General features: G+C 54.0%; 17 protein-coding genes, 1 tRNA gene and 1 pseudogene. 8 read left to right on the forward strand and 11 right to left on the reverse strand.

Features of this window, described 5'->3' with window-relative positions:
- The first annotated feature begins 43 nt into the window (after positions 1 to 43).
- A complete protein-coding gene (gene guaD / locus HV213_RS18150; RefSeq protein ID WP_181482770.1) occupies positions 44 to 1363 on the forward strand; it encodes a guanine deaminase in 1320 nt (439 codons plus the stop codon).
- Between the two features lie 155 nt (positions 1364 to 1518).
- Complete coding sequence (locus HV213_RS18155; protein ID WP_181482771.1) at positions 1519 to 2541, forward strand: IS110 family RNA-guided transposase; 1023 nt, start codon at positions 1519 to 1521, stop codon at positions 2539 to 2541.
- Between the two features lie 309 nt (positions 2542 to 2850).
- Here the strand turns inward: HV213_RS18155 and uraH are convergent, their stop codons facing one another.
- Together uraH and uraD are read right to left on the reverse strand one after the other, a co-directional pair.
- Positions 2851 to 3177: a hydroxyisourate hydrolase gene (uraH, locus tag HV213_RS18160; protein WP_181482772.1), complete on the reverse strand. Its 327-nt coding sequence runs from the start codon at positions 3175 to 3177 to the stop codon at positions 2851 to 2853.
- Entirely contained in the window at positions 3174 to 3674 is a 501-nt protein-coding gene (gene uraD, locus HV213_RS18165) for a 2-oxo-4-hydroxy-4-carboxy-5-ureidoimidazoline decarboxylase (RefSeq protein WP_181482773.1), read from the reverse strand. Before uraD ends, uraH begins: the two co-directional genes overlap by 4 nt.
- A gap of 242 nt (positions 3675 to 3916) precedes the next feature.
- Between uraD and hpxO the strand changes: the two genes are divergently transcribed.
- Positions 3917 to 5071, forward strand: a complete 1155-nt coding sequence (hpxO, locus tag HV213_RS18170; RefSeq protein ID WP_181482774.1) for an FAD-dependent urate hydroxylase HpxO — start codon at positions 3917 to 3919, stop codon at positions 5069 to 5071.
- 111 nt (positions 5072 to 5182) lie between these two features.
- Here the strand turns inward: hpxO and hpxR are convergent, their stop codons facing one another.
- Positions 5183 to 6106 (reverse strand): LysR family hpxDE operon transcriptional regulator HpxR, encoded by a 924-nt coding sequence (gene hpxR, locus HV213_RS18175; protein ID WP_181482775.1) that lies wholly within the window; start codon positions 6104 to 6106, stop codon positions 5183 to 5185.
- Between the two features lie 125 nt (positions 6107 to 6231).
- On the opposite strand from hpxR, the gene hpxD reads away from it, so the two are divergent.
- On the forward strand, positions 6232 to 7269 hold the full coding sequence (gene hpxD / locus HV213_RS18180) for a molybdenum cofactor-independent xanthine hydroxylase subunit HpxD (RefSeq protein WP_181482776.1): 1038 nt from the start codon (positions 6232 to 6234) through the stop codon (positions 7267 to 7269).
- A 28-nt stretch (positions 7270 to 7297) separates the two neighbouring features.
- Here hpxD and HV213_RS18185 read toward each other — a convergent pair.
- The 3 genes from HV213_RS18185 to HV213_RS18195 form a co-directional block, all read right to left on the reverse strand.
- Positions 7298 to 8409 (reverse strand): IS3 family transposase gene (locus HV213_RS18185; RefSeq protein WP_411195475.1). Its coding sequence is split into 2 segments (ribosomal slippage): positions 7298 to 8148 and positions 8148 to 8409, totalling 1113 coding nucleotides; the frame shifts between segments, so codons are not numbered across the junction.
- Between the two features lie 272 nt (positions 8410 to 8681).
- Positions 8682 to 8769 (reverse strand) — tRNA-Ser (locus HV213_RS18190).
- 141 nt (positions 8770 to 8910) lie between these two features.
- Entirely contained in the window at positions 8911 to 10539 is a 1629-nt protein-coding gene (locus HV213_RS18195; RefSeq protein ID WP_181482778.1) for an ABC transporter substrate-binding protein, read from the reverse strand.
- Positions 10540 to 10806: 267 nt separating this feature from the next.
- On the opposite strand from HV213_RS18195, the gene yccA reads away from it, so the two are divergent.
- Both yccA and tusE read left to right on the forward strand, forming a co-directional pair.
- Positions 10807 to 11466, forward strand: a complete 660-nt coding sequence (gene yccA, locus HV213_RS18200; protein ID WP_112215297.1) for an FtsH protease modulator YccA — start codon at positions 10807 to 10809, stop codon at positions 11464 to 11466.
- 88 nt (positions 11467 to 11554) lie between these two features.
- Positions 11555 to 11884, forward strand: a complete 330-nt coding sequence (tusE, locus tag HV213_RS18205) for a sulfurtransferase TusE (protein WP_181482779.1) — start codon at positions 11555 to 11557, stop codon at positions 11882 to 11884.
- On the opposite strand, the gene yccX is transcribed toward tusE, so the two are convergent.
- Complete coding sequence (gene yccX / locus HV213_RS18210; protein WP_181482780.1) at positions 11881 to 12162, reverse strand: acylphosphatase; 282 nt, start codon at positions 12160 to 12162, stop codon at positions 11881 to 11883. The genes tusE and yccX overlap by 4 nt on opposite strands.
- Positions 12163 to 12297: 135 nt before the next feature.
- Positions 12298 to 12850, reverse strand: a pseudogene (locus tag HV213_RS18215) (YbhB/YbcL family Raf kinase inhibitor-like protein).
- Positions 12851 to 13040: 190 nt separating this feature from the next.
- Between HV213_RS18215 and rlmI the strand changes: the two are divergent.
- Positions 13041 to 14243, forward strand: a complete 1203-nt coding sequence (gene rlmI / locus HV213_RS18220) for a 23S rRNA (cytosine(1962)-C(5))-methyltransferase RlmI (protein ID WP_181482781.1) — start codon at positions 13041 to 13043, stop codon at positions 14241 to 14243.
- A gap of 60 nt (positions 14244 to 14303) precedes the next feature.
- A complete protein-coding gene (gene hspQ, locus HV213_RS18225) occupies positions 14304 to 14621 on the forward strand; it encodes a heat shock protein HspQ (protein WP_181482782.1) in 318 nt (105 codons plus the stop codon).
- 73 nt (positions 14622 to 14694) lie between these two features.
- Here hspQ and HV213_RS18230 read toward each other — a convergent pair whose 3' ends face one another.
- From HV213_RS18230 to HV213_RS18240, 3 genes are read right to left on the reverse strand one after another with little or no spacing between them, the layout of a single operon-like run.
- On the reverse strand, positions 14695 to 15660 hold the full coding sequence (locus HV213_RS18230; RefSeq protein ID WP_181482783.1) for a fimbrial protein: 966 nt from the start codon (positions 15658 to 15660) through the stop codon (positions 14695 to 14697).
- Entirely contained in the window at positions 15660 to 18071 is a 2412-nt protein-coding gene (locus tag HV213_RS18235; protein WP_181482784.1) for a fimbria/pilus outer membrane usher protein, read from the reverse strand. The genes HV213_RS18230 and HV213_RS18235 overlap by 1 nt, the downstream gene beginning before the upstream one ends.
- A 10-nt stretch (positions 18072 to 18081) precedes the next feature.
- Positions 18082 to 18747, reverse strand: a complete 666-nt coding sequence (locus HV213_RS18240; RefSeq protein WP_181482785.1) for a fimbrial biogenesis chaperone — start codon at positions 18745 to 18747, stop codon at positions 18082 to 18084.
- Positions 18748 to 18762: the final 15 nt, after the last annotated feature.

Raw genomic sequence — 18762 nt, forward strand, 5'->3', positions numbered from 1 at the left:
GCTCAATTAACCTATCCTTTCGCTAATCCACAAGGCAGCCAAGATGATGGACTACCATGCCGCAGTTCGCGGCGCATTTTTCGATATCGCCGCTGTTGCCGATAGCGCTGACGATATCGCCCGCCACGCGCGCTATCTGGAGGATGGTATTTTGTTTCTCCGGGACGGGTGCATTCAGGCGCTGCTGCCCTGGCAGGAGGGCGAACAATATTTGCATCCGCTGAAGGGCTATCGCGACCTGCGCGGTAAGCTGCTGCTCCCCGGCTTTGCCGATGCCCACGTGCATTATCCGCAGACCGAAATGATTGGCGCATTCGGCGAGCAGCTACTGGAGTGGCTCACTACCTATACGTTTCCGGTGGAGAGCCAGTTTGCCGACGCCGACTACGCCGCGGAGATCGCGCAATTTTTCGTTAACCAGTTGCTGAGCCACGGCACCACCACCGCGCTGGTATTTTGCACTTTGCATCCGCAATCGGTCGATGCGTTGTTTAGCGAAGCGCTACGGCTGAATATGCGCTTGCTCGCCGGGAAAGTGATGATGGACCGCCACGCGCCGGATTATCTGAGCGAAAGCGCAGAGCAAAGCTACCGACAAACCCGCGAGCTGATCCAGCGCTGGCACCAGCGCGGCCGCCTTGGCTACGCCATTACACCACGCTTCGCGCCAACCTCGACGCCGGAGCTGCTGGCAGCGGTGCAGCAGCTGCGGGAAGAGTTTCCCGATACCTGGCTGCATACCCACCTGAGCGAAAACCTCAACGAAGTCGCTTGGGTGAAAAGCCTGTGGCCGGAACATGAGCACTATCTTGATGTTTACCATCACTATCGGTTGACCGGCGAGCGCAGCGTATTCGCCCACGGTATTCATCTGGCGGATGCAGAGTGGCAGTGCCTGCACGAGACCGGTTCAGCGCTGGCCTTTTGCCCGACCTCAAACCTGTTTCTCGGCAGCGGACTGTTTCGTTTACCGACCTGCTGGCAAAAAAAGGTGCGGATGGGTATCGGTAGCGATGTTGGCGCAGGCACCACCTTCAGTATGCTGCGAACCCTCGGTGAGGCGTATAAAGTGAGCCAGCTGCAAAGCTACCGCCTGCGCGCCAGCGAAGCGTTCTACCATGCCACTCTCGGCGGCGCGCGCGCCCTGCGTCTCGATGAGAAGATTGGTAATTTCCAGCCTGGAAAAGAAGCCGATTTTGTGGTTATCGATCCGGCGGTCACGCCTCTTCAGCGCTTACGCAACGGGCGTTGCAAAGATATCTATGAGCAGCTGTTCGTCCTGATGACCCTGGGCGATGAGCGTAATATCAGCGAGACGTGGGTGAACGGCGAGCGCGTATGGGGTGATGCAATAGCGGAGTAGCTTTTTCCCGGGTCGCGGCGCAAGCGCCTTACCCGGGCTACCTGACCACAAGCGGCTGCGGACGCGTAGCCCGATGTGATGGACACCTCCTACCTTACGGCATCAAAGTGCCAGACTGAGGTGTTAACTTCAGAGTCCCGGAGGAGGTGCCCATCATGAATATTAAACGCATTGGTCTCGACCTGGCTAAAAATATCTTTCAGATACACGCGGTAGATCACCATGAACAGGTCGTCTTACGTCAGGCTTTACGTCGTGACGCCATGACGGCATTTTTTACCCGCCTTTCTCCCTGCCTTATCGGCATTGAAGCCTGTGGCTCTTCCCATTACTGGGCTCGCGAACTGACTCGCATGGGTCATTCCGTGCGTATCATTCCCCCTCAATTCGTTAAACCTTATCTCAAAGGCAACAAAAATGATGCCAATGATGCTGGAGCTATCTGCGAGGCTATCAGCCGCCCCGGCATGCGCTTTGTTGCCATGAAAAACGAAAGGCAACAGACACTGCAGGCTGAGCATCGGGTCCGGGCGCGTCTCATTCGTGAACGAACGGCGCTGAGTAACGAGATTCGGGGCTTCCTGGGTGAGTTCGGTCTGGTGCTGCCGGTGGGGATAAACCGGTTGCGCAAAGCGTTGCCTGAGATACTGTCGGAGCAGGATAAATGGGATGACCGCTTTATGCGGCTGCTGTGTGAACTGGCAGAAGAGTTAAAGGGGCTGGATGAACGGGTAGCGCACCATGACAGCTGGCTTCAGCAGACGGCCCGTGAAGATATCCGGGTAAAACGGCTGCTGGCGATAGAAGGCATGGGACCGGTGGTGGCCAGTGCGCTGGTGGCGGCAGTGGGTGATGCCCGGCAGTTCAGAAATGGCCGTGAAATGGCGGCGTATCTGGGTCTGGTTCCGCGTCAGCACTCAAGCGGAGGGAAAGAGCGACTGGGGCACATCAGCAAGCGGGGAGACAGCTATGTGCGGACGCTGCTGATACACGGAGCTCGTTCGGTGTTAAAAGCCTGTAAAGAGAAAACGGACAGACGAAGCGAGTGGCTGAAAGCGCTGGCAGAAAGGCGTAACCGAAACATTGCGACAGTGGCGCTGGCGAACAAGAATGCACGAATAGCGTGGTCCATCCTGAGTCGGGAAGAAGATTACCATGGGTTACAGGCAGCCGGTTAACCGGCAGTGTGTAACCCATGGAGTAAAAAAGCAGTAACCTGTCGTGAGATTGCGAAGACATTGAAGCAGATGAGTAACAGGTAAGACCGGCACCTTAAAATCCGCGCTGGCCGCAGGCTCCCTGAAAAACAAAGCCGCTAGCCCGACAGGAAGAAGGTGCGCAGATAACATCATGGCCGGATACGACGGTATCGAAAGAGAGGCCGGATATACGCACGCAACTTACCGCGTTAAACAGATGAAAAGATGTCTTGCATAACGGGAGGTGTCCATATACGGACAGGCGCGCAGCGCCACCTCCGGGGGAATTTAGCTGCCGCGATAGGTCGACCAGCCGCCGGGAGCAATTAAAAATGGTAGATGAAAATGGTCGTCCGCCGCCTCGCGGATGGCAAAATCAATCTGCGCGTTCAGATACAGCGTCTCGCGCCCGCTGGCGGCAAACCATTCGCCAATCTCCGCCGTCAGTTGGTAACGCCCTACAGTCATTGGCCCCGAGCCGAACGCGCCGATACGGCCATTATTATCGGTAACGCCGCTAGCAATACGCACGCCCTCCCGCGCCAGCACAACCCTGATGCCCTGTGCCGGTTGACCGGTAGAAATATCCAGAATATGGGTGCTTAAGGTGCTCATTCGCCAATAACTCCTTCCAGTCTTAATAAGGTGATTTCGCGCAGTTGCGCTAACGCGTCCTGTACTTCTTCGCTATCGCCGTTGTGCAACCGACGCGATAACGCCGCTAAGATCTCATCCCCGCTGCGCCCTTTGGCGCGAATCAAAAAGACCCGGCTAAACCGTGCTTCGTAGCGGGCATTGCCCTCTTTCAGCGCCTGGGTCAGCCGGACATCGCGATCGTTAACGTTCCCTTGTTCCTGACGTGAGAGCGCCGCATGCGCCTCTTGCCCTGCGGGCTTCTCGCCGATACGCGGATGGGCGCTCAGCGCCTCATTCAGCTCCGCTTCCCCCCACTCCTGCATCAGCTGCTGCGCGGTGCTGAGCAGCACGGCAAAATTAGCAAATGGTCGTGCCTGTATCAGCGACGCTGACCAGATTGGAAGCGCTACGCAAGGCTGAAGCACAGCGCGAGCATCGTCTTGACTGAGCTGATTAAAGCGTTCCAGAGAAATCATAGTGGCTCCTTTAGCCTTACTCACAACCTGAACCTTGCATAAACCACGCCAAACCGCCCCCACGTGAAACAATAGATTCCCCATAACTCAATTAGCAATTTTTGATTCATAAAAAGGCACTCGCGGTGGCAAAACGCACTACTTTGGCGCATTTACGCCGCCCTTTGCCGTAAATATCGCCGTTCAACAGGGTGGTACGCAAATTGCTCAAGCCAATAACGACCCAGGCAAAGGAGAAGTAAATGAAAGCATTAGTTATCGGCGGCGGAATTGGCGGCCTGAGCGCGGCGGTGGCGCTGAAAAATGCAGGCGTAGACTGCGAAGTGTTTGAAGCAGTTAAAGAAATTAAGCCGGTGGGCGCGGCTATCTCTATCTGGCCCAACGGCGTGAAGTGTATGCAGCATTTGGGCATGGGCGAGATTATCGAGAACTACGGCGGCCCGATGCATTTTCTGGCTTACAAGGATTACCTGCGGGGAGAGAACCTTACCCAGTTCAGCCTTGCTCCGCTGGTGGAGCGCACCGGAGGTCGTCCCTGCCCGGTGTCCCGCACCGAGTTGCAGCGAGAAATGCTCGACTTCTGGGGGCGCGATGACGTGCAGTTTGGTAAACGGGTCACCCGCTGCGAAGAACACGCTGACGGCGTTCGCGTCTGGTTTACCGACGGGTCGATGGCTGAGGGGGATTTTTTAATTGCCGCCGACGGTAGCCATTCAGCGCTGCGCCCTTACGTTCTCGGCTTTAGCCCGGAGCGGCGCTACGCGGGCTACGTTAACTGGAATGGTCTGGTAGAAATCGATGAGGCGATTGCGCCGGGTAATCAGTGGACGACCTTTGTCGGCGAGGGCAAACGCGTGTCGCTGATGCCGATTTCTGATGGGCGGTTTTACTTTTTCTTTGATGTTCCGCTTCCGGCAGGGCTTGCTGAGGATCGCAACACGTTGCGGGCGGATCTCAGCCGTTATTTCAGCGGTTGGGCGCCGCAGGTGCAGAAGCTGATTGCTGCTCTCGATCCGCAGACCACCAACCGGATTGAAATCCATGATATTGAGCCGTTTGATAAGCTGATCCGCGGTAGGGTCGCTCTGCTGGGCGACGCCGGGCACAGCACCACCCCGGATATCGGCCAGGGCGGCTGCGCGGCGATGGAAGATGCGGTGGTGCTGGGAGATCTGTTCCGCCAGAGCCACGATATTGCCGGGGGATTGCAGCAGTATGAAGCGCTGCGCCGCGACCGGGTTCGCGACCTGGTGCTGAAAGCGCGTAAACGTTGTGATGTGACCCATGGCAAAGATATGGCGCAGACGCAAGCCTGGTACCAGGAGCTGAAAACCGAGACCGGTGAGCGGATTATCAACGGTCTGTGCGAAACCATTCAGGGCGGCCCGTTGGGGTAAAGATGTTGGCATCTGCGCCCTTCCCGGCTCGCGGCGTAAACGCCTTGCCCGGGGGAAGACCGGAGGGTGTTGTAGAATCTTCCCGGAGGCGATGCTGCGCATCTGTCCGGGCTACTCGTCCGCAGGGGATGGCGTCTGCATCTCCTCCATCACCGCGGTGAGTTTCTGAATCGCCATTTGCGCCGGGCGGGAAAGCTGGCGCGAGGGAGCGGTACACAGGGCCAGGGTGAGAGGTCGTAGCAACTTGTTGCGCAGCGGGACAAACGCCAGCTGCCCGCTTTTTACCTCATCCAGCACGTCCAGGCGGCTGAGGATGGTCACACCGCTGCCTTTGAGCACCAGCGACTTAATCAGCCGGATATCGTTGCAGCTGATGCTGTTCGCCGGAGAAAAATCATAATGCCGATAGAGCATCGCAACCCGCTCATGGACGATCAGCGGCGCACCGGGAAGAATATGCCGCTCCTCGCTTAGTTCACCCAATGAGAGCATCGCAGCATGCGCCTGGGGATGAGCCGGGCGCATCACCACGCCCATCTCCAGCTCTGCAAAGGCCAGCACGCTCAGCCCGGCCTGGCCTTCGGGGTCCAGAATCAAGCCAAAATCGAGATCCGCTTGCCGCACCTTCTGGCTGACGGTATGGCTGTCCGCCACCTGCAGATTCAGCTCCAGCCACTGCCAGCTGGCGATGATCTCCGCCAGCGCGGCGGCAAAGCATCCTTCCGCCAGCGCCTGCACCATACCAACGCTAACGGTACCGCGCTTCAGCCCCTGCAGCTCATCAAACTTCTGCCGCGTCAGATGAAACTCCTTTTGCCAGCGCAGCAGGTCGTTGTACAGCAACTCTCCGGCGGTGGTCATGCGCAGCCCTTCCGGCAGGCGCTCAAACAGCGGCGTGCCGAAGGCTTCTTCCGCCTGCAAAATTTGCCGGTTAATGGCCGAGGCGGAAATATGCAGTTTTTCCGCCGCCCGCCGCAGGCTGCCGCTGCGGGCTACTTCGGCAAAATAGAGAGCAAAACGCGAAAATGGGCTCATGAGTACCTGTTCTCTTTTTTGCAACAGCTAACTGACTTAATGGCGATGGATGTCAACACCCTAATATGGCAACAATAAACTCACAACAATTAAACAAATGTTTTTTGTGAGCAGGAAGAGAAGCCATGAACAGACAACAACCCACCCCACCCGCCCATTGCACCTTTGAGCCTGAAGACTGGCTGCGCCTGGCGAAATGCTGGCACCCGGTCGCCCGCGCCTGCGATATTGGCCCCGCGCCGGTGAAAGCCGTCCTGCTTGATGAGCAATTGGTTATCTATCGAATTAAGGGACAGGTGGTGGTCGCTCGCGACGTCTGCCCCCATCGCGGCGTGCCGCTGACGCTCGGTTTTCATGATGAGGAAGGGATCGTCTGCCCCTACCATGGCCTGCGCTTCGGCGAAGATGGCCGCTGTAACCGCATCCCTTCCAGTCCTGACCAGCCGGTGCCGGCAAAGCTTAACCTCACCTCTTTTGCGATGGAGGAGCGCTATGGGCTGATCTGGACCTGCCTGGCCTTCGACCCGGAAAATCCCATGCCGCTACCGGTGATGCCGCACTGGCACGACGACGGCTTCCAGCAAATTAACTGCCCGGCATTTGAAGTCAACGGCTTTGCGGGCCGCCAGGTAGAGGGCTTTCTTGATGTCGCCCATTTTGCGTGGATCCATACCGATACCTTCGCCGACCCGGATAATCAGGTGGTGCCGAACTACAATCCGCAGGAAACGGCGTTTGGTTTTATCGCCGATTACTGGAGTTCGGTCGGCAACTATCCCGCCAGCTCCGAATTTCGCGCGCCGGAAGGCTTCCAGTGGCTGCGCCGTTTCGAGATGCATCTGCCGTTTACCGCCACCCTGACGATTCATTTCCCCGGTGACGCCAGGCTGGTGATTATGAACGCCGCCTCACCGGTTTCCTCGCGGATAACCCAGATGTTCGCACCCATCGCACGCAATTTCGACCTGCACGTGCCGGTGGAAGATGTCCACGCGTTTAACCTGCGCGTCTTTGAGGAAGATCGCCTGATGGTGGAGACCCAGCGCCCGGAAAGATTACCGCTGGATTTAACCCTCGAAGCGCATATCCCCGCCGATCGCAGCTCTATCGCCTATCGGCGCGGGCTGAAGAAAATGGGCTTCGGCGACTTTTTCCTCGTCTGAGTGGAGAATCATTGTAAGCACACCCGTTTTAGTTCCACGCACTTTTTGAGATTTCCGGGGTTTCAGCCATCAGCCGGTACTCTTCCGGTGTCAGGTTATTCAGGGATTCGTGGGGGCGCTCGCCGTTATATTCAGCCAGCCAGCGCTCTGTAATTTCCCGTGCTTCATTCAGTGTTCTGAACAGATAAAAATCCAGTATTTCTGTCCGGTATGTCCGGTTGAACCGTTCGATAAAGGCATTCTGCGTTGGCTTGCCGGGCCTGATAAATTCCAGCATTACACCATGTTCTTCTGCCCATTGTGCCAGTGTCAGCGAGACCAGCTCCGGGCCGTTATCCATCCGCATCTTCAGCGGATATCCGCGGTTTGCCACGATCCTGTCCAGCACTCTCACGACCCGCTGCGCCGGGATATTCAGGTCAATTTCGATCGCCAGTGCTTCGCGGTTAAAATCATCCACCACGTTAAAAGTCCGGAAGCGTCTGCCGCACACCAGCGCATCGTGCATAAAATCGATGGACCAGCTCTGGTTCATCGCCTCTGGCGTCGCCAGCGGAGCAGGATTGTGCACCGGCAGACGCTGTTTTCCCTTACGGCGAAAATTCAGTTTCAGCAGGCAGTAAATCCGGTGAACGCGTTTATGGTTCCAGGTGTTACCCTGCCTGCGCAGCACCTGAAAAAGCTTCTTAAATCCGTAGCGGGGATAGCGTTCAGCCGCCTCTGTCAGCTTCTGGATCACCGGTTCATCGCGCCGGGTATCGGGCTGATAAAAATATACCGTCCTGCTCAGCGATAATGTCCTGCACGCCTGGCGAATGCTCATGGCAAATTGTGCCGTCAGATAGCTGACGAGCTCCCGCTTTATCGCTGGTTTTAAAGCTTTTTTTCGATAACGTCTTTCAGTGCACGGCACTCGAGACTCAGGTCCGCAAACATCTGTTTAAGCCGGCGGTTCTCGTCCTCAAGATCTTTGATTTTTTTGATATCAGCGGCTTCCATCCCACCATATTTCGCCTTCCAGTTGTAGTAACTGGCTTCGGAAATAGCGGCTTCGCGACACACATCTTTGACGGTCCTGCCAGCTTCGACGGATTTCAGGACGGCGATGATCTGGTGCTCGGTGAATCGGATCTTACGCATAGCGATCTCCTCAGGGGACATAATCAGTATGTCGGAAGATCTCTAAAAGTGAATGGTTCGTTTTTCAGGGATACTTACATTGGTGTACGACAGGAAGGTAAAGATCACCCCTTCTCTCGATGCCCCACTTCTTGAAAAACAGGCATAAAAAAACCCGCTCAGGCGGGCTTTTTTTGGTCTTGAACCTCAAAATATTCCAACAGAATATTCCAACAGTATTCCAATACCCCAAAGCAACAAGGGGTTACCTTTCGGTAACCCCTTGTTTTATTTGGCGGAAGCGTAGAGATTCGAACTCTAGAACCCTTTCGGGTCGCCGGTTTTCAAGACCGGTGCCTTCAACCGCTCGGCCACGCTTCCAATGAGGCGCACTATAAACACCTCCGTTCGGGCTGTAAAGCACGATTTTATTCAACCGCCTTAAAAATAAACAAAATCGTGCTATTCGCCTGAAATTCAGGCGGTTTGCGCAGAATTTCAGCGAAAAGCACCGTCTCTGCGTTAGTGTTTTTTGATGTACATATCTTTGGTGTAGTAATACCCCAGCTTGTCAGGCATGAACCCACCCACCCACGGCTTCACCAGGTGTGTGCGCACATAGTGATAAACCGGAACGGCAGGTACATCCTGCCCCAACATATCCTCGGCCTGCTGGTAGAACTTACCTCGGGTCGCCGCATCAGCCGCTTTGGCCGCATTATGCAGCGCCTCATCGTAGGCAGGATTGCTGTATTGGGTAGTGTTTTCACTATCGCCAGTACGGAAGTTATTAAGGAAAGTCGCCGCGTCATCATAATCGGCAATCCACGAATAGCGCACAGCGTCAAAATTATGCGTATGCATGGTATCGAGCATGGTCTTCCACTCCTGGTTTTGCAGCTTGACCTCAACGCCAAGATTCTTTTTCCACATCGAACTGGCAGCAATGGCAATTCTCTGGTGCGATTCCGAAGTGTTGTAGAGCAGATAAAACACCAGTGGATGGGCCTCATTATAGCCCGCCTCATTCAGCAGCTTTTTCGCCTCGGCAATACGTTTATCGCGCGGCCAGCTGGCATACTCCGGGTTTTGCAGTTTGACTCCACCAACTTCCGGCTGACTGATAAGCCATGCCGGACGCTGTCCCTGCCCCAGCACCTTCTCGGCGATAATATCTTTGTCGAGCGCCATATTCAGCGCGCGACGTACACGGGGATCGTTAAACGGTGGACGGGTGGTATTGAACTCGTAATAGTAGGTTGCCAGCTGCGGCGAAACATCCAACTGATTACCAATGGTTTTCTTAAGCTGGGCAAACTGATTAATCGGCACGGTATAAACAATATCGATCTCACCAGCTTTATAGCGATTCACATCGGCGGCTTCGGAGCTTATCGGCAGACATGTCACCTTATTGATAACGGTATGCGCATTGTCCCAGTAGCGCGGATTGCGCTCGGCCACGATGCGTTCATTCACTACCCAGGTTGAGAGCTTATAGGGACCGCTGGTCACCATGTGCTCCGGCTTAGTCCACTTATCGCCATAACGCGCGATGAGCACTTTATCGAGTGGAACCATCGAAGGGTGTGCCAGCATTGCCAGGAACGCCGCATTCGGCTGATTCAAAGTTACCTCAAGAGTCGTGTCATCAATGGCTTTCACCCCCAGCGTCTCGGGCGTTTTTTGCCCTCGCGCGATCTCCGCAGCGTTGACGATATGCATGTTACCAGGATAACTCGCATAGGGGGAAGCGGTAAGCGGTGAGACCAGGCGCTGCCAGCTCCAGACAACATCCTGCGCGGTGATTGCCGAACCGTCGGACCAGGTCACTCCTGGGCGTAAATGAAATGTCCAGACGGTGTTATCCTTATTTTCCCATTTTTCCGCCAGTCGAGGCTGGATCTCCCCCGCCGGTGAAACGCTAACCAATCCTTCAAAGAGATCGCTGAGGATATTAAACTCAACGTCACTTTCGACTTTATGCGGATCCAGCGATGATGGCTCGCTACCGTTATTTCTGACTAACTCCTGCTTCTCTGCCAATACCGTTCCCGGCGGCACATGGGCGGCCAGCGCCGGGATTACCATTGAGAACAGGCCGACCGCCAGTAACACACGTGTGATGTGATTATATTTTTGTGATTTCATATCCCTTGCCTTTATTACGTTTGGTTTGTACCCTCTCCAGACTTAGTCGTAGAATGGCAATAACACAATATTTTTCAGTTACTTATCAGGTTTAGATCTAATTTTTCAAACTGAACATAAGAACATGCTATTCACGTGATATTTTACGGAATAATATGCTATACAAAGCCGTTCAGGGCTAAGTAAAGATGGGTAAAAGCACTATGGCTTCAGCTCTGCTTTTTTTATGCTTGGTTATTAATTACATCTGTCATAAGAGAGTGACTCATGGATCGTATAATTACATCGTCGCGTGACCGTTCATCGCTGCTCAGCACGCACAAAGTTCTGCGAAACACCTATTTCCTGCTTAGCCTGACGCTGGCATTCTCCGCCATTACGGCGACGGCCAGCACCGTGCTAATGCTACCTTCTCCTGGTCTGATTTTGACGCTGGTCGGTATGTATGGCCTGATGTTCCTGACCTATAAAACAGCGAATAAGCCGGTCGGTATTCTGTCGGCATTCGCCTTTACTGGCTTCCTGGGTTATATCCTGGGGCCAATGCTTAACGCTTACCTGTCTGCAGGCATGGGCGATTTGATTGGTCTGGCGCTGGGCGGTACCGCGCTGGTGTTCTTCTGCTGCTCGGCCTACGTGCTGACCACGCGCAAAGATATGTCTTTCCTTGGCGGGATGCTGATGGCGGGCGTGGTGGTCGTGCTTATCGGTATGGTCGCGAACATTTTCCTGCAGTTGCCAGCTCTGCACCTGGCGATCAGCGCGGTGTTTATCCTGATTTCTTCAGGCGCCATCCTGTTTGAGACCAGCAACATCATCCGCGGCGGTGAAACCAACTACATCCGTGCGACCGTTAGCCTGTACGTCTCGCTGTACAACATCTTCGTCAGCCTGCTGAGCATCCTTGGCTTCGCCAGCAGAGACTAACCTTCTCCCCGACAGTTCCGAGGCCCCGCTTATGCGGGGCCTTATTTTTTGCTACACTGCCGCCAGTTTCAGCGGTATGTGAAAAATTATGTTTATCTTTGAAGACAATGAAATTGAGACCGATAACGACGGTTATCTGAAAGATACCACCCAGTGGAATGAAGCGATGGCGATAGTTATCGCTGGGCAGGAAGGGATTACCCTGTCCGCTGAGCATTGGGAAGTGGTGCGCTTTGTGCGCGATTTTTACCTGGAGTTCAACACTTCACCAGCCATTCGTATGCTGGTGAAAGCGATGGCGAATAAGTTCGGCGAAGAGAAAGGCAACAGCCGCTACCTTTACCGTCTGTTCCCGAAAGGCCCGGCTAAGCAGGCGACAAAAATTGCCGGGCTGCCCAAACCGGTCAAATGCATCTAATACAGAATGGCGAATTTTAGCCACTCTCTGGTGGGTTGATGGGGTTCTGCCAGCACTCTGTCGACCCGCGCGCTGCGTGGCCCACCGGCCTTCAGCCAGTCAATTAACTTATCCACCTGCTGAGATTCGCCACAGGCGAGAACCTCCACGCCACCGTCATCAAGATTACGCGCATAACCCGTTAGCCCGAGCCGTAGCGCCTCACGCTGGGTTGAATAGCGAAAGCCGACGCCCTGAACGGAGCCGTATACCCACGCCATCGTGCAAACCGTTGCCATGTTCCCTCTCCTTTTCGGCTAATGAACTCATTACTGAGGATAGCAAATTCTTTCAATGTACATGCTTGGGCAATACGCCATAATGCTGGCGAAAACGGGCGGTAGATACTCCGCATCAGGCCACCCTTAATTTGTTTATCGCCCGGCTATAGCCGTTAATTCCGCACTGGCGATTACGTGGCTATGCAACATAAAACCGACATTGCCCACTTGCTTCACCATCAATGGGCAATGTCGGCGTGTCGAGCGCCCACACCGTAAAGCGATAGCGATGAGGTTTATCCCCGGCAGGTGGACACGCGCCGCCAAAACCCGCATAACCAAAGTCATTACGCCCTTGTACCGCCCCGACAGGCAGTTTTACGTTATTTTTATCGCCAGCGCCAGCGGGCAAACTCGCCACCTGTGCGGCGATATTGACGACCGTTCAGTGCCACCAGCCGCTGCCGGTTGGCGCATCCGGGTCGTAAGCGGTCACTGCAAAACTGCGGGTGCCCGCAGGCGCATTTTTCCAGGCGATTTGCGGCGAGATATTTCCGCCTGAGCAGCCAAAGCCGCCAAACCAGTGCGCCTGCGCCAGAGTCGCACCTTCGCGCATATCCGCACTGCTGACGCTAAAGGGGGCGGCAATCGCCACGCCGCTCATCATAGCCATTATCGCAGCCACTAATTTTAATTCTGTTTTCATTGTGTTTTCCTCCATGCGTGAGGAAAACACTGTAAGATCCCGGCGTGATTTTTATTGTGCCAAAGCGCCTGTGTTTTGTGCCGAAACGCTCACCTGTCAATACCGGTGGAATGGTGCTTGCATCGGCCACTTGTGCTAACCTACGCGCCATTTTTCGGTGCCGACATCCCTGTTGCTTAAAGGTAGCCCCATGACAGATTCCGTTTTTCCCCGCTTAGTGTTAACCAAAGGACGCGAGAAATCCCTGCTGCGTCGCCATCCATGGATTTTCTCCGGTGCTGTCGCCCGGATGGAAGGTAAAGCCCGTTCCGGTGAAACCATCGATATCGTTGATTCACAGGGAAAATGGCTGGCCCGCGGGGCGTTCTCTCCTTCTTCACAGATCCGCGCCCGCGTCTGGAGCTTTGATCGCGATGAAGCCATCGATAACGCCTTCTTCGAGCGTCGCCTGCAGCAGGCGCAAACCTGGCGCGAGTGTCTGGCGGCCCGCGACGGCCTTGATAGCTATCGTCTGATTGCCGGTGAATCCGACGGCCTGCCGGGCGTGACCATCGACCGTTTTGGCGACTTTTTTGTTCTGCAGCTGCTGAGCGCCGGTGCGGAATATCAGCGTGCGCCTATCGTTAGCGCGCTGCAAACGCTATTCCCGAACTGCTCTATCTACGATCGCAGCGACGTCGCGGTGCGCAAAAAAGAGGGTTTGGATCTGGCGCAAGGCCCGGTCGTCGGCGAACTGCCGCCTGCCCTGCTGCCGATTACCGAACATGGTATGCAGTTGTTGGTGGACATTCAGGGCGGTCACAAAACCGGTTATTACCTCGACCAGCGCGACAGCCGTCTGGCGACGCGTCGTTATGTTGCTGATAAGCGTGTGCTGAACTGCTTCTCCTATACCGGTGGTTTTGCCATTTCCGCATTGATGGGTGGCTGCAGTCAGGTGGTCAGCGTTGACACCTCACAGGAAGCACTGGACGTCGCAAAACAGAACGTTGAGCTGAATAAGCTGGATCTGTCGAAAGCGGAGTTTGTCCGTGATGACGTCTTCAAGCTGCTGCGTAAATATCGCGATCAGGGCGAGAAGTTCGATGTGATTGTGATGGACCCGCCGAAGTTCGTTGAAAACAAAAGCCAGCTGATGGGCGCCTGCCGCGGCTATAAAGACATCAACATGCTGGCGATCCAGTTGTTGAACCCCGGCGGCGTGCTGCTGACCTTCTCCTGCTCCGGCCTGATGACCACCGATTTATTTCAGAAAATCATCGCCGATGCCGCCCTGGATGCCGGGCGTGATGTACAATTTATAGAACAGTTCCGTCAGGCTGCCGATCACCCGGTGATTGCAACCTACCCGGAAGGGCTGTATCTGAAAGGGTTTGCCTGCCGCATCATGTAAGTTGAAAAGTGGATAATCTGCCCGCATATAGCAGGTAATCACGTTTCCCAGGAGGTGCTTATGATAGCCAGCAAATTCGGTATCGGCCAACAGGTTCGCCACACGCTCCTGGGTTACCTGGGCGTCATTGTGGATGTCGATCCTGAGTACTCGCTCGCAGAGCCGGAAGAGGACGAAATCGCCGCTAACGACGAACTGCGCATGGCCCCCTGGTATCACGTGGTTATGGAAGACGATGATGGGCAGCCGGTTCACACTTACCTTGCGGAAGCGCAGCTAAGCAGCGAATCCAGCGACGAACACCCTGAACAACCTTCAATGGATGAGCTGGCGAGAACGATTCGCCAGCAGCTTCAGGCGCCAAGGCTGCGGAATTAACCCCCTTAGTTTTATCCCAGCAGATAAAAGTCCTGCCCGAAAAGTCAGGACTTTTTAGCGCTTCCACACAGCTTCAGTTGTAGGTTATGGTAAATGTCGCAGTGCCATTAGCGATACCGGCGATCACCCGGGAGCCGGTCTGATAGTAACGCGCTTTCAGCTTGACCACTTCATTGCCACCGTAGATAGATGTGTAGTAGTAAGTTTCCCGGCCAAATACCACCGCGCTTCCGCCATTGGGCTGATACCAGAGCTGAATACCTACCCCCGTTGCCGCCATATCTCCCGGTTGAGAGTCCAACGTCATTACGCCAGGAGTACTGGAAACATCAGCATCGGCGTCTATTCGTACATTAATTTTGGCATCTTTATCACAGCTAAGAGGAATATTAAAAGGCTGCCATGGTGTCGCACTACCGGGGCCACTAAATTCAGATTTCAAATGTTTTCCCAAAGGTACATCAACCGTCGATGAAAGCAGCGTACAGGTTGGGATAACAATTCGCCCTCCCCCCATAACGCGTAATTCGCTGACATAATGATTCCCTACTCCATAAACCACATAGGTACCGGTTTGTAATGCGCCTGCGGAAATTGGGCCTGTTTTGATTAATTCCACCTGCCATTCTGGCCCTCCGTGCCAAATTAAATGAGTATCATTGCGTTGAACGACATCGTAAGGATCTTTAGGTACCAGCACCGAGCCTCCTGTCGGATACAGCCAGTGAATCCTGATACCAACACCGGGGACATTGGTCGGCGCAATCCCATTCCCATCAGTCGCCCAGCCATTAATGTATTTAACCCCTCTGTTCGAACCCGCTGGGCAGGTAGCATATTGCTCGCCATTATGATTTTCACTTACCTTTGTTTCATAAAAAACGCTACCCATCGGCAGGCTATTGGGTACCACAAATTGATTGGGGAAATTAAATATCAGTGGGCGGTTTTGCCAACCGTTAACCACCTGGCAATCAGCATTTGCGTCTATAGTGAGTGAAAAAAGCGCCAAAAGAATAAGATAACGAGCTATGTTCATCAGCGACACTCCTCCCTGAGATGAATAATCGCCTGCCCGCCTGCTGGGGGCAATTTAAGCAATACTCTGCAGTGTTGTGTTTTACTCCAGGAGACCGTCAAATGTTCTTCGCTCTGTATTCCTGAGAGATAAACTACGCCTTCATTACCGACGATACCGCTTCCTGTCGAAGTAGACACAATCGCCCCAAAAGGAACCGGGGCCCCCTTCGAGGTCAAAGAAACCAGCACGCGGTGACCAACACGTGTACTGTAACGTGCCACAACGACCGCTCCCTGTGTCGGGATAACCGTTTTAACCGGCGTGTCGATATCAACATCATCATCAAGATCTTCCACATCCAGCATGATGCTGTTTTTCCGATAAGCGCTAACGTAAGGAAGCACCGCATTCCCCCAGGGATCGGTCTTGATACCTGGATAATTTTGCACCTTAATCCCTTTGACGCCTGGCGTTCTGACGATCACCATCTGATCGGCAAGCGGCTGAGAAAACGTGACTCCGTAAGGGTGCAAGACCACTCCGCCTTTAAGGCCGTAATTAAGCTGTCGCGCATTGCCGCTGTTGCTGTAACCCGCGTTCATTTCCGCATACTGGCCTTTATAGTCAGCGCTGAGATTTCCCCCCGAGCGTTCACTTTGCGAATAACTCTGCTGCACGTTATAGCTAAGATTACGATCGGCAAGTGCATTACCGCCGATTCCTATTTGCGCTCGGGTATTACCTTTTTTTACGCTACTGGTGCTGAGATTTGCCCAGCTATCGCTAAGTAACCCTGAGAGCGGGATCTGGACGTTGACTGCGAGCTGCTTTTCTCCTTCAGATGTCCCATTTTGCGACTGCGTTTGACTATACAGTATGTTGTAACTAATATAACTTAATTGACCACTCCAGCCACCGCTAAACGTCAGCTCGCGGTCTTTTTTATGCCAGTAATTTTGCTGCCAGGCTGACAAAAACAGCGATCCAACGGCTCCCAAACGTTGAGAAAGTTCTAATTGCAGACGCTGGCGGCGACGATCATCTCGGCTGCCATCACCGCTGTTAAGCGCATCGGCAAAAGTGTAAAAACCGCTGGTGGAATAGCGATAGCCTGCCAGGCTAATGTTCGTCCCCGTTATCGCGATACTTTTCGAATACAACAAGCGATACGACGCACCGTTTCCTGCGTTCGCGCGCGCCGCGGTCACATCCGCAGACACCGCGCCAACAGTCCCTAGCCCGAAACCAATGCCCAACGCGTAAGCACGATAATCCTCGGCATACTGCACGCCGTTGTATACCGTCATCCCGTTTGCCAGCCCATACATCGAGGTCAGTTGCGCAAAAGCGGGTTCATCCTGACTGTCGCGATACTTACCCACCGTTGCGGCGTATTTCAATCGCCCCTCGCGCTGCATCCTTGGCACGGCGGAAAAGGGCTGGATAAACGAATGCTCGCTGCCGTCCGCTTCCCGAACCGTCACCGTCAAATCACCGCCCGACGACGTCGGATAAAGATCGCTGAGCGTGAATGCGCCCGGTGCAACATAGGTTCGCAGAATCGTGTAACCATTTTGCTTCACCGTCACTTCCGCACTCGAATGCGCTATCCCACGGATCACCGGAGCAAAGCCGCGCAGGCTATCCGGCAACATGTTGTCATCCGACGCCAGCTGTACGCCGCGAAAAGACAGGCTGTCAAAAATATCAGCGGGTGAATAGCTGTCACCCAGGATAAACTGGCTCTTCAATGCCGCAATATCGCGTTGCAAATAGCGACTAATAGACTGCCAGCGGCCTCCCGATTTACCGTCGTAATTCCAGATCGAATAATTGCGCAACCGAAAGGCCCCCATATTAATTCCGCTTTGCAGATTGGCGTAATAACGGTCACGATCGCTATGACTCCAGCCATGTCCACCGCTGAGGTTGTAATTCAGTAATGCCGCCGACACGCCCTGATCCCAATCGGCGCTGTCTATAGCATCCGGAGAGTCACTCACCATTGCCGCCTGCGGGATGCTAATATTCAATCTTAATTGGTTAAAAATAAACTCTGTCGAGGCCATCGGAATATAGCGTTCAATCGAGTCTATGGGCATATTATCAGCCAGGGTGCGAAAGGCATCTGTTTTGACACCCCAGCGGTGCAGCATGGCAGAAGTTAATTGCGGATGTAGTTGGCCCCGTTCGTCGCTCACGAAAGTAATATTTTGCACCTCCCTTTGTAATTCTCCATTAATATAAATACTCACCAAATAAATACCGGGAGGCTGGCCACCCGACTGAGTAAATAGAGAAAGGTCTGCCATCCCCTGCGCCGGGTTATCCAGTTCTAATGCGTGAACATTAAAGACTTCCTGCGCATACAGAGGGAAATGGATTAGCAACGCCATCACTATCACCAGGTGATATGACGCTCTAGTCATAAAAGTATCCCTACAGCTGGCGATGAACTGCCTGACTAATACCGCCATAGTCATTGATTGCCCGCCAACTCACCTGAGAGGCCGTCGCCACAGGTACGCTGACGCTCCCTTTTGGAGGAACAATATTGATATCTTTATATTCTTTGCCGTCTACATTCAAAGAATAGAGCGAGACAAAATAGACGCTGGGATTCGAAATAACCAGCTGACTTCCTTGGTGAGTGACTTTCAATTCCTGCCAGGATTCCTCGGGTAATCCGCGCAGCTCAGCCGGACGATAAAGTAGTTTTAGTCGCGACTTAACAACCATCCGCAGAGCATTCTCTGACACCTCGCGACTGTCCATCGCCGGAATAGACTTCACGTTGAGCCAGAATAGAGACTCACGATCCTGCGGCAGCGTTCCTCCCACAAAAACCACACGCAGCATGTTTTCTTCACCAGGAAGAATACGAAAAAGGGGCGGAGTCACAATAAACGGTGAGGTCTTCCCGGCAATATCTGACTCTATCCAGCTTTGCACCAAATAAACGCCGGAAGATTTTTCATTGCTCACCATTAGCGATACATTCTTTTTCTCCGCAGGATAAATCACCCGCGTGCCGCCAATAACAATCCCCGCCTGGACGCTGGTAGTGAAAAAGGCCAGAGCGAGTGTTGCCGCACACATTTTCATATTCAGACTCCTCCC

Source organism: Klebsiella sp. RHBSTW-00484 (genome assembly GCF_013705725.1).
Lineage (GTDB): Bacteria > Pseudomonadota > Gammaproteobacteria > Enterobacterales > Enterobacteriaceae > Klebsiella.

What these genes read in the sequence shown, in the direction of transcription:
- yccX (WP_181482780.1), bottom strand. Translation starts at nt 12,162, where the DNA reads ATGGCAACGGTTTGCACGATGGCGTGGGTATACGGCTCCGTTCAGGGC.
- HV213_RS18240 (WP_181482785.1), bottom strand. Translation starts at nt 18,747, where the DNA reads ATGAAAATGTGTGCGGCAACACTCGCTCTGGCCTTTTTCACTACCAGC.
- uraD (WP_181482773.1), bottom strand. Translation starts at nt 3,674, where the DNA reads ATGATTTCTCTGGAACGCTTTAATCAGCTCAGTCAAGACGATGCTCGC.
- HV213_RS18235 (WP_181482784.1), bottom strand. Translation starts at nt 18,071, where the DNA reads ATGACTAGAGCGTCATATCACCTGGTGATAGTGATGGCGTTGCTAATC.
- yccA (WP_112215297.1), top strand. Translation starts at nt 10,807, where the DNA reads ATGGATCGTATAATTACATCGTCGCGTGACCGTTCATCGCTGCTCAGC.
- HV213_RS18195 (WP_181482778.1), bottom strand. Translation starts at nt 10,539, where the DNA reads ATGAAATCACAAAAATATAATCACATCACACGTGTGTTACTGGCGGTC.
- hpxO (WP_181482774.1), top strand. Translation starts at nt 3,917, where the DNA reads ATGAAAGCATTAGTTATCGGCGGCGGAATTGGCGGCCTGAGCGCGGCG.
- tusE (WP_181482779.1), top strand. Translation starts at nt 11,555, where the DNA reads ATGTTTATCTTTGAAGACAATGAAATTGAGACCGATAACGACGGTTAT.
- rlmI (WP_181482781.1), top strand. Translation starts at nt 13,041, where the DNA reads ATGACAGATTCCGTTTTTCCCCGCTTAGTGTTAACCAAAGGACGCGAG.
- hspQ (WP_181482782.1), top strand. Translation starts at nt 14,304, where the DNA reads ATGATAGCCAGCAAATTCGGTATCGGCCAACAGGTTCGCCACACGCTC.
- HV213_RS18230 (WP_181482783.1), bottom strand. Translation starts at nt 15,660, where the DNA reads ATGAACATAGCTCGTTATCTTATTCTTTTGGCGCTTTTTTCACTCACT.
- hpxR (WP_181482775.1), bottom strand. Translation starts at nt 6,106, where the DNA reads ATGAGCCCATTTTCGCGTTTTGCTCTCTATTTTGCCGAAGTAGCCCGC.
- guaD (WP_181482770.1), top strand. Translation starts at nt 44, where the DNA reads ATGATGGACTACCATGCCGCAGTTCGCGGCGCATTTTTCGATATCGCC.
- hpxD (WP_181482776.1), top strand. Translation starts at nt 6,232, where the DNA reads ATGAACAGACAACAACCCACCCCACCCGCCCATTGCACCTTTGAGCCT.
- HV213_RS18155 (WP_181482771.1), top strand. Translation starts at nt 1,519, where the DNA reads ATGAATATTAAACGCATTGGTCTCGACCTGGCTAAAAATATCTTTCAG.
- uraH (WP_181482772.1), bottom strand. Translation starts at nt 3,177, where the DNA reads ATGAGCACCTTAAGCACCCATATTCTGGATATTTCTACCGGTCAACCG.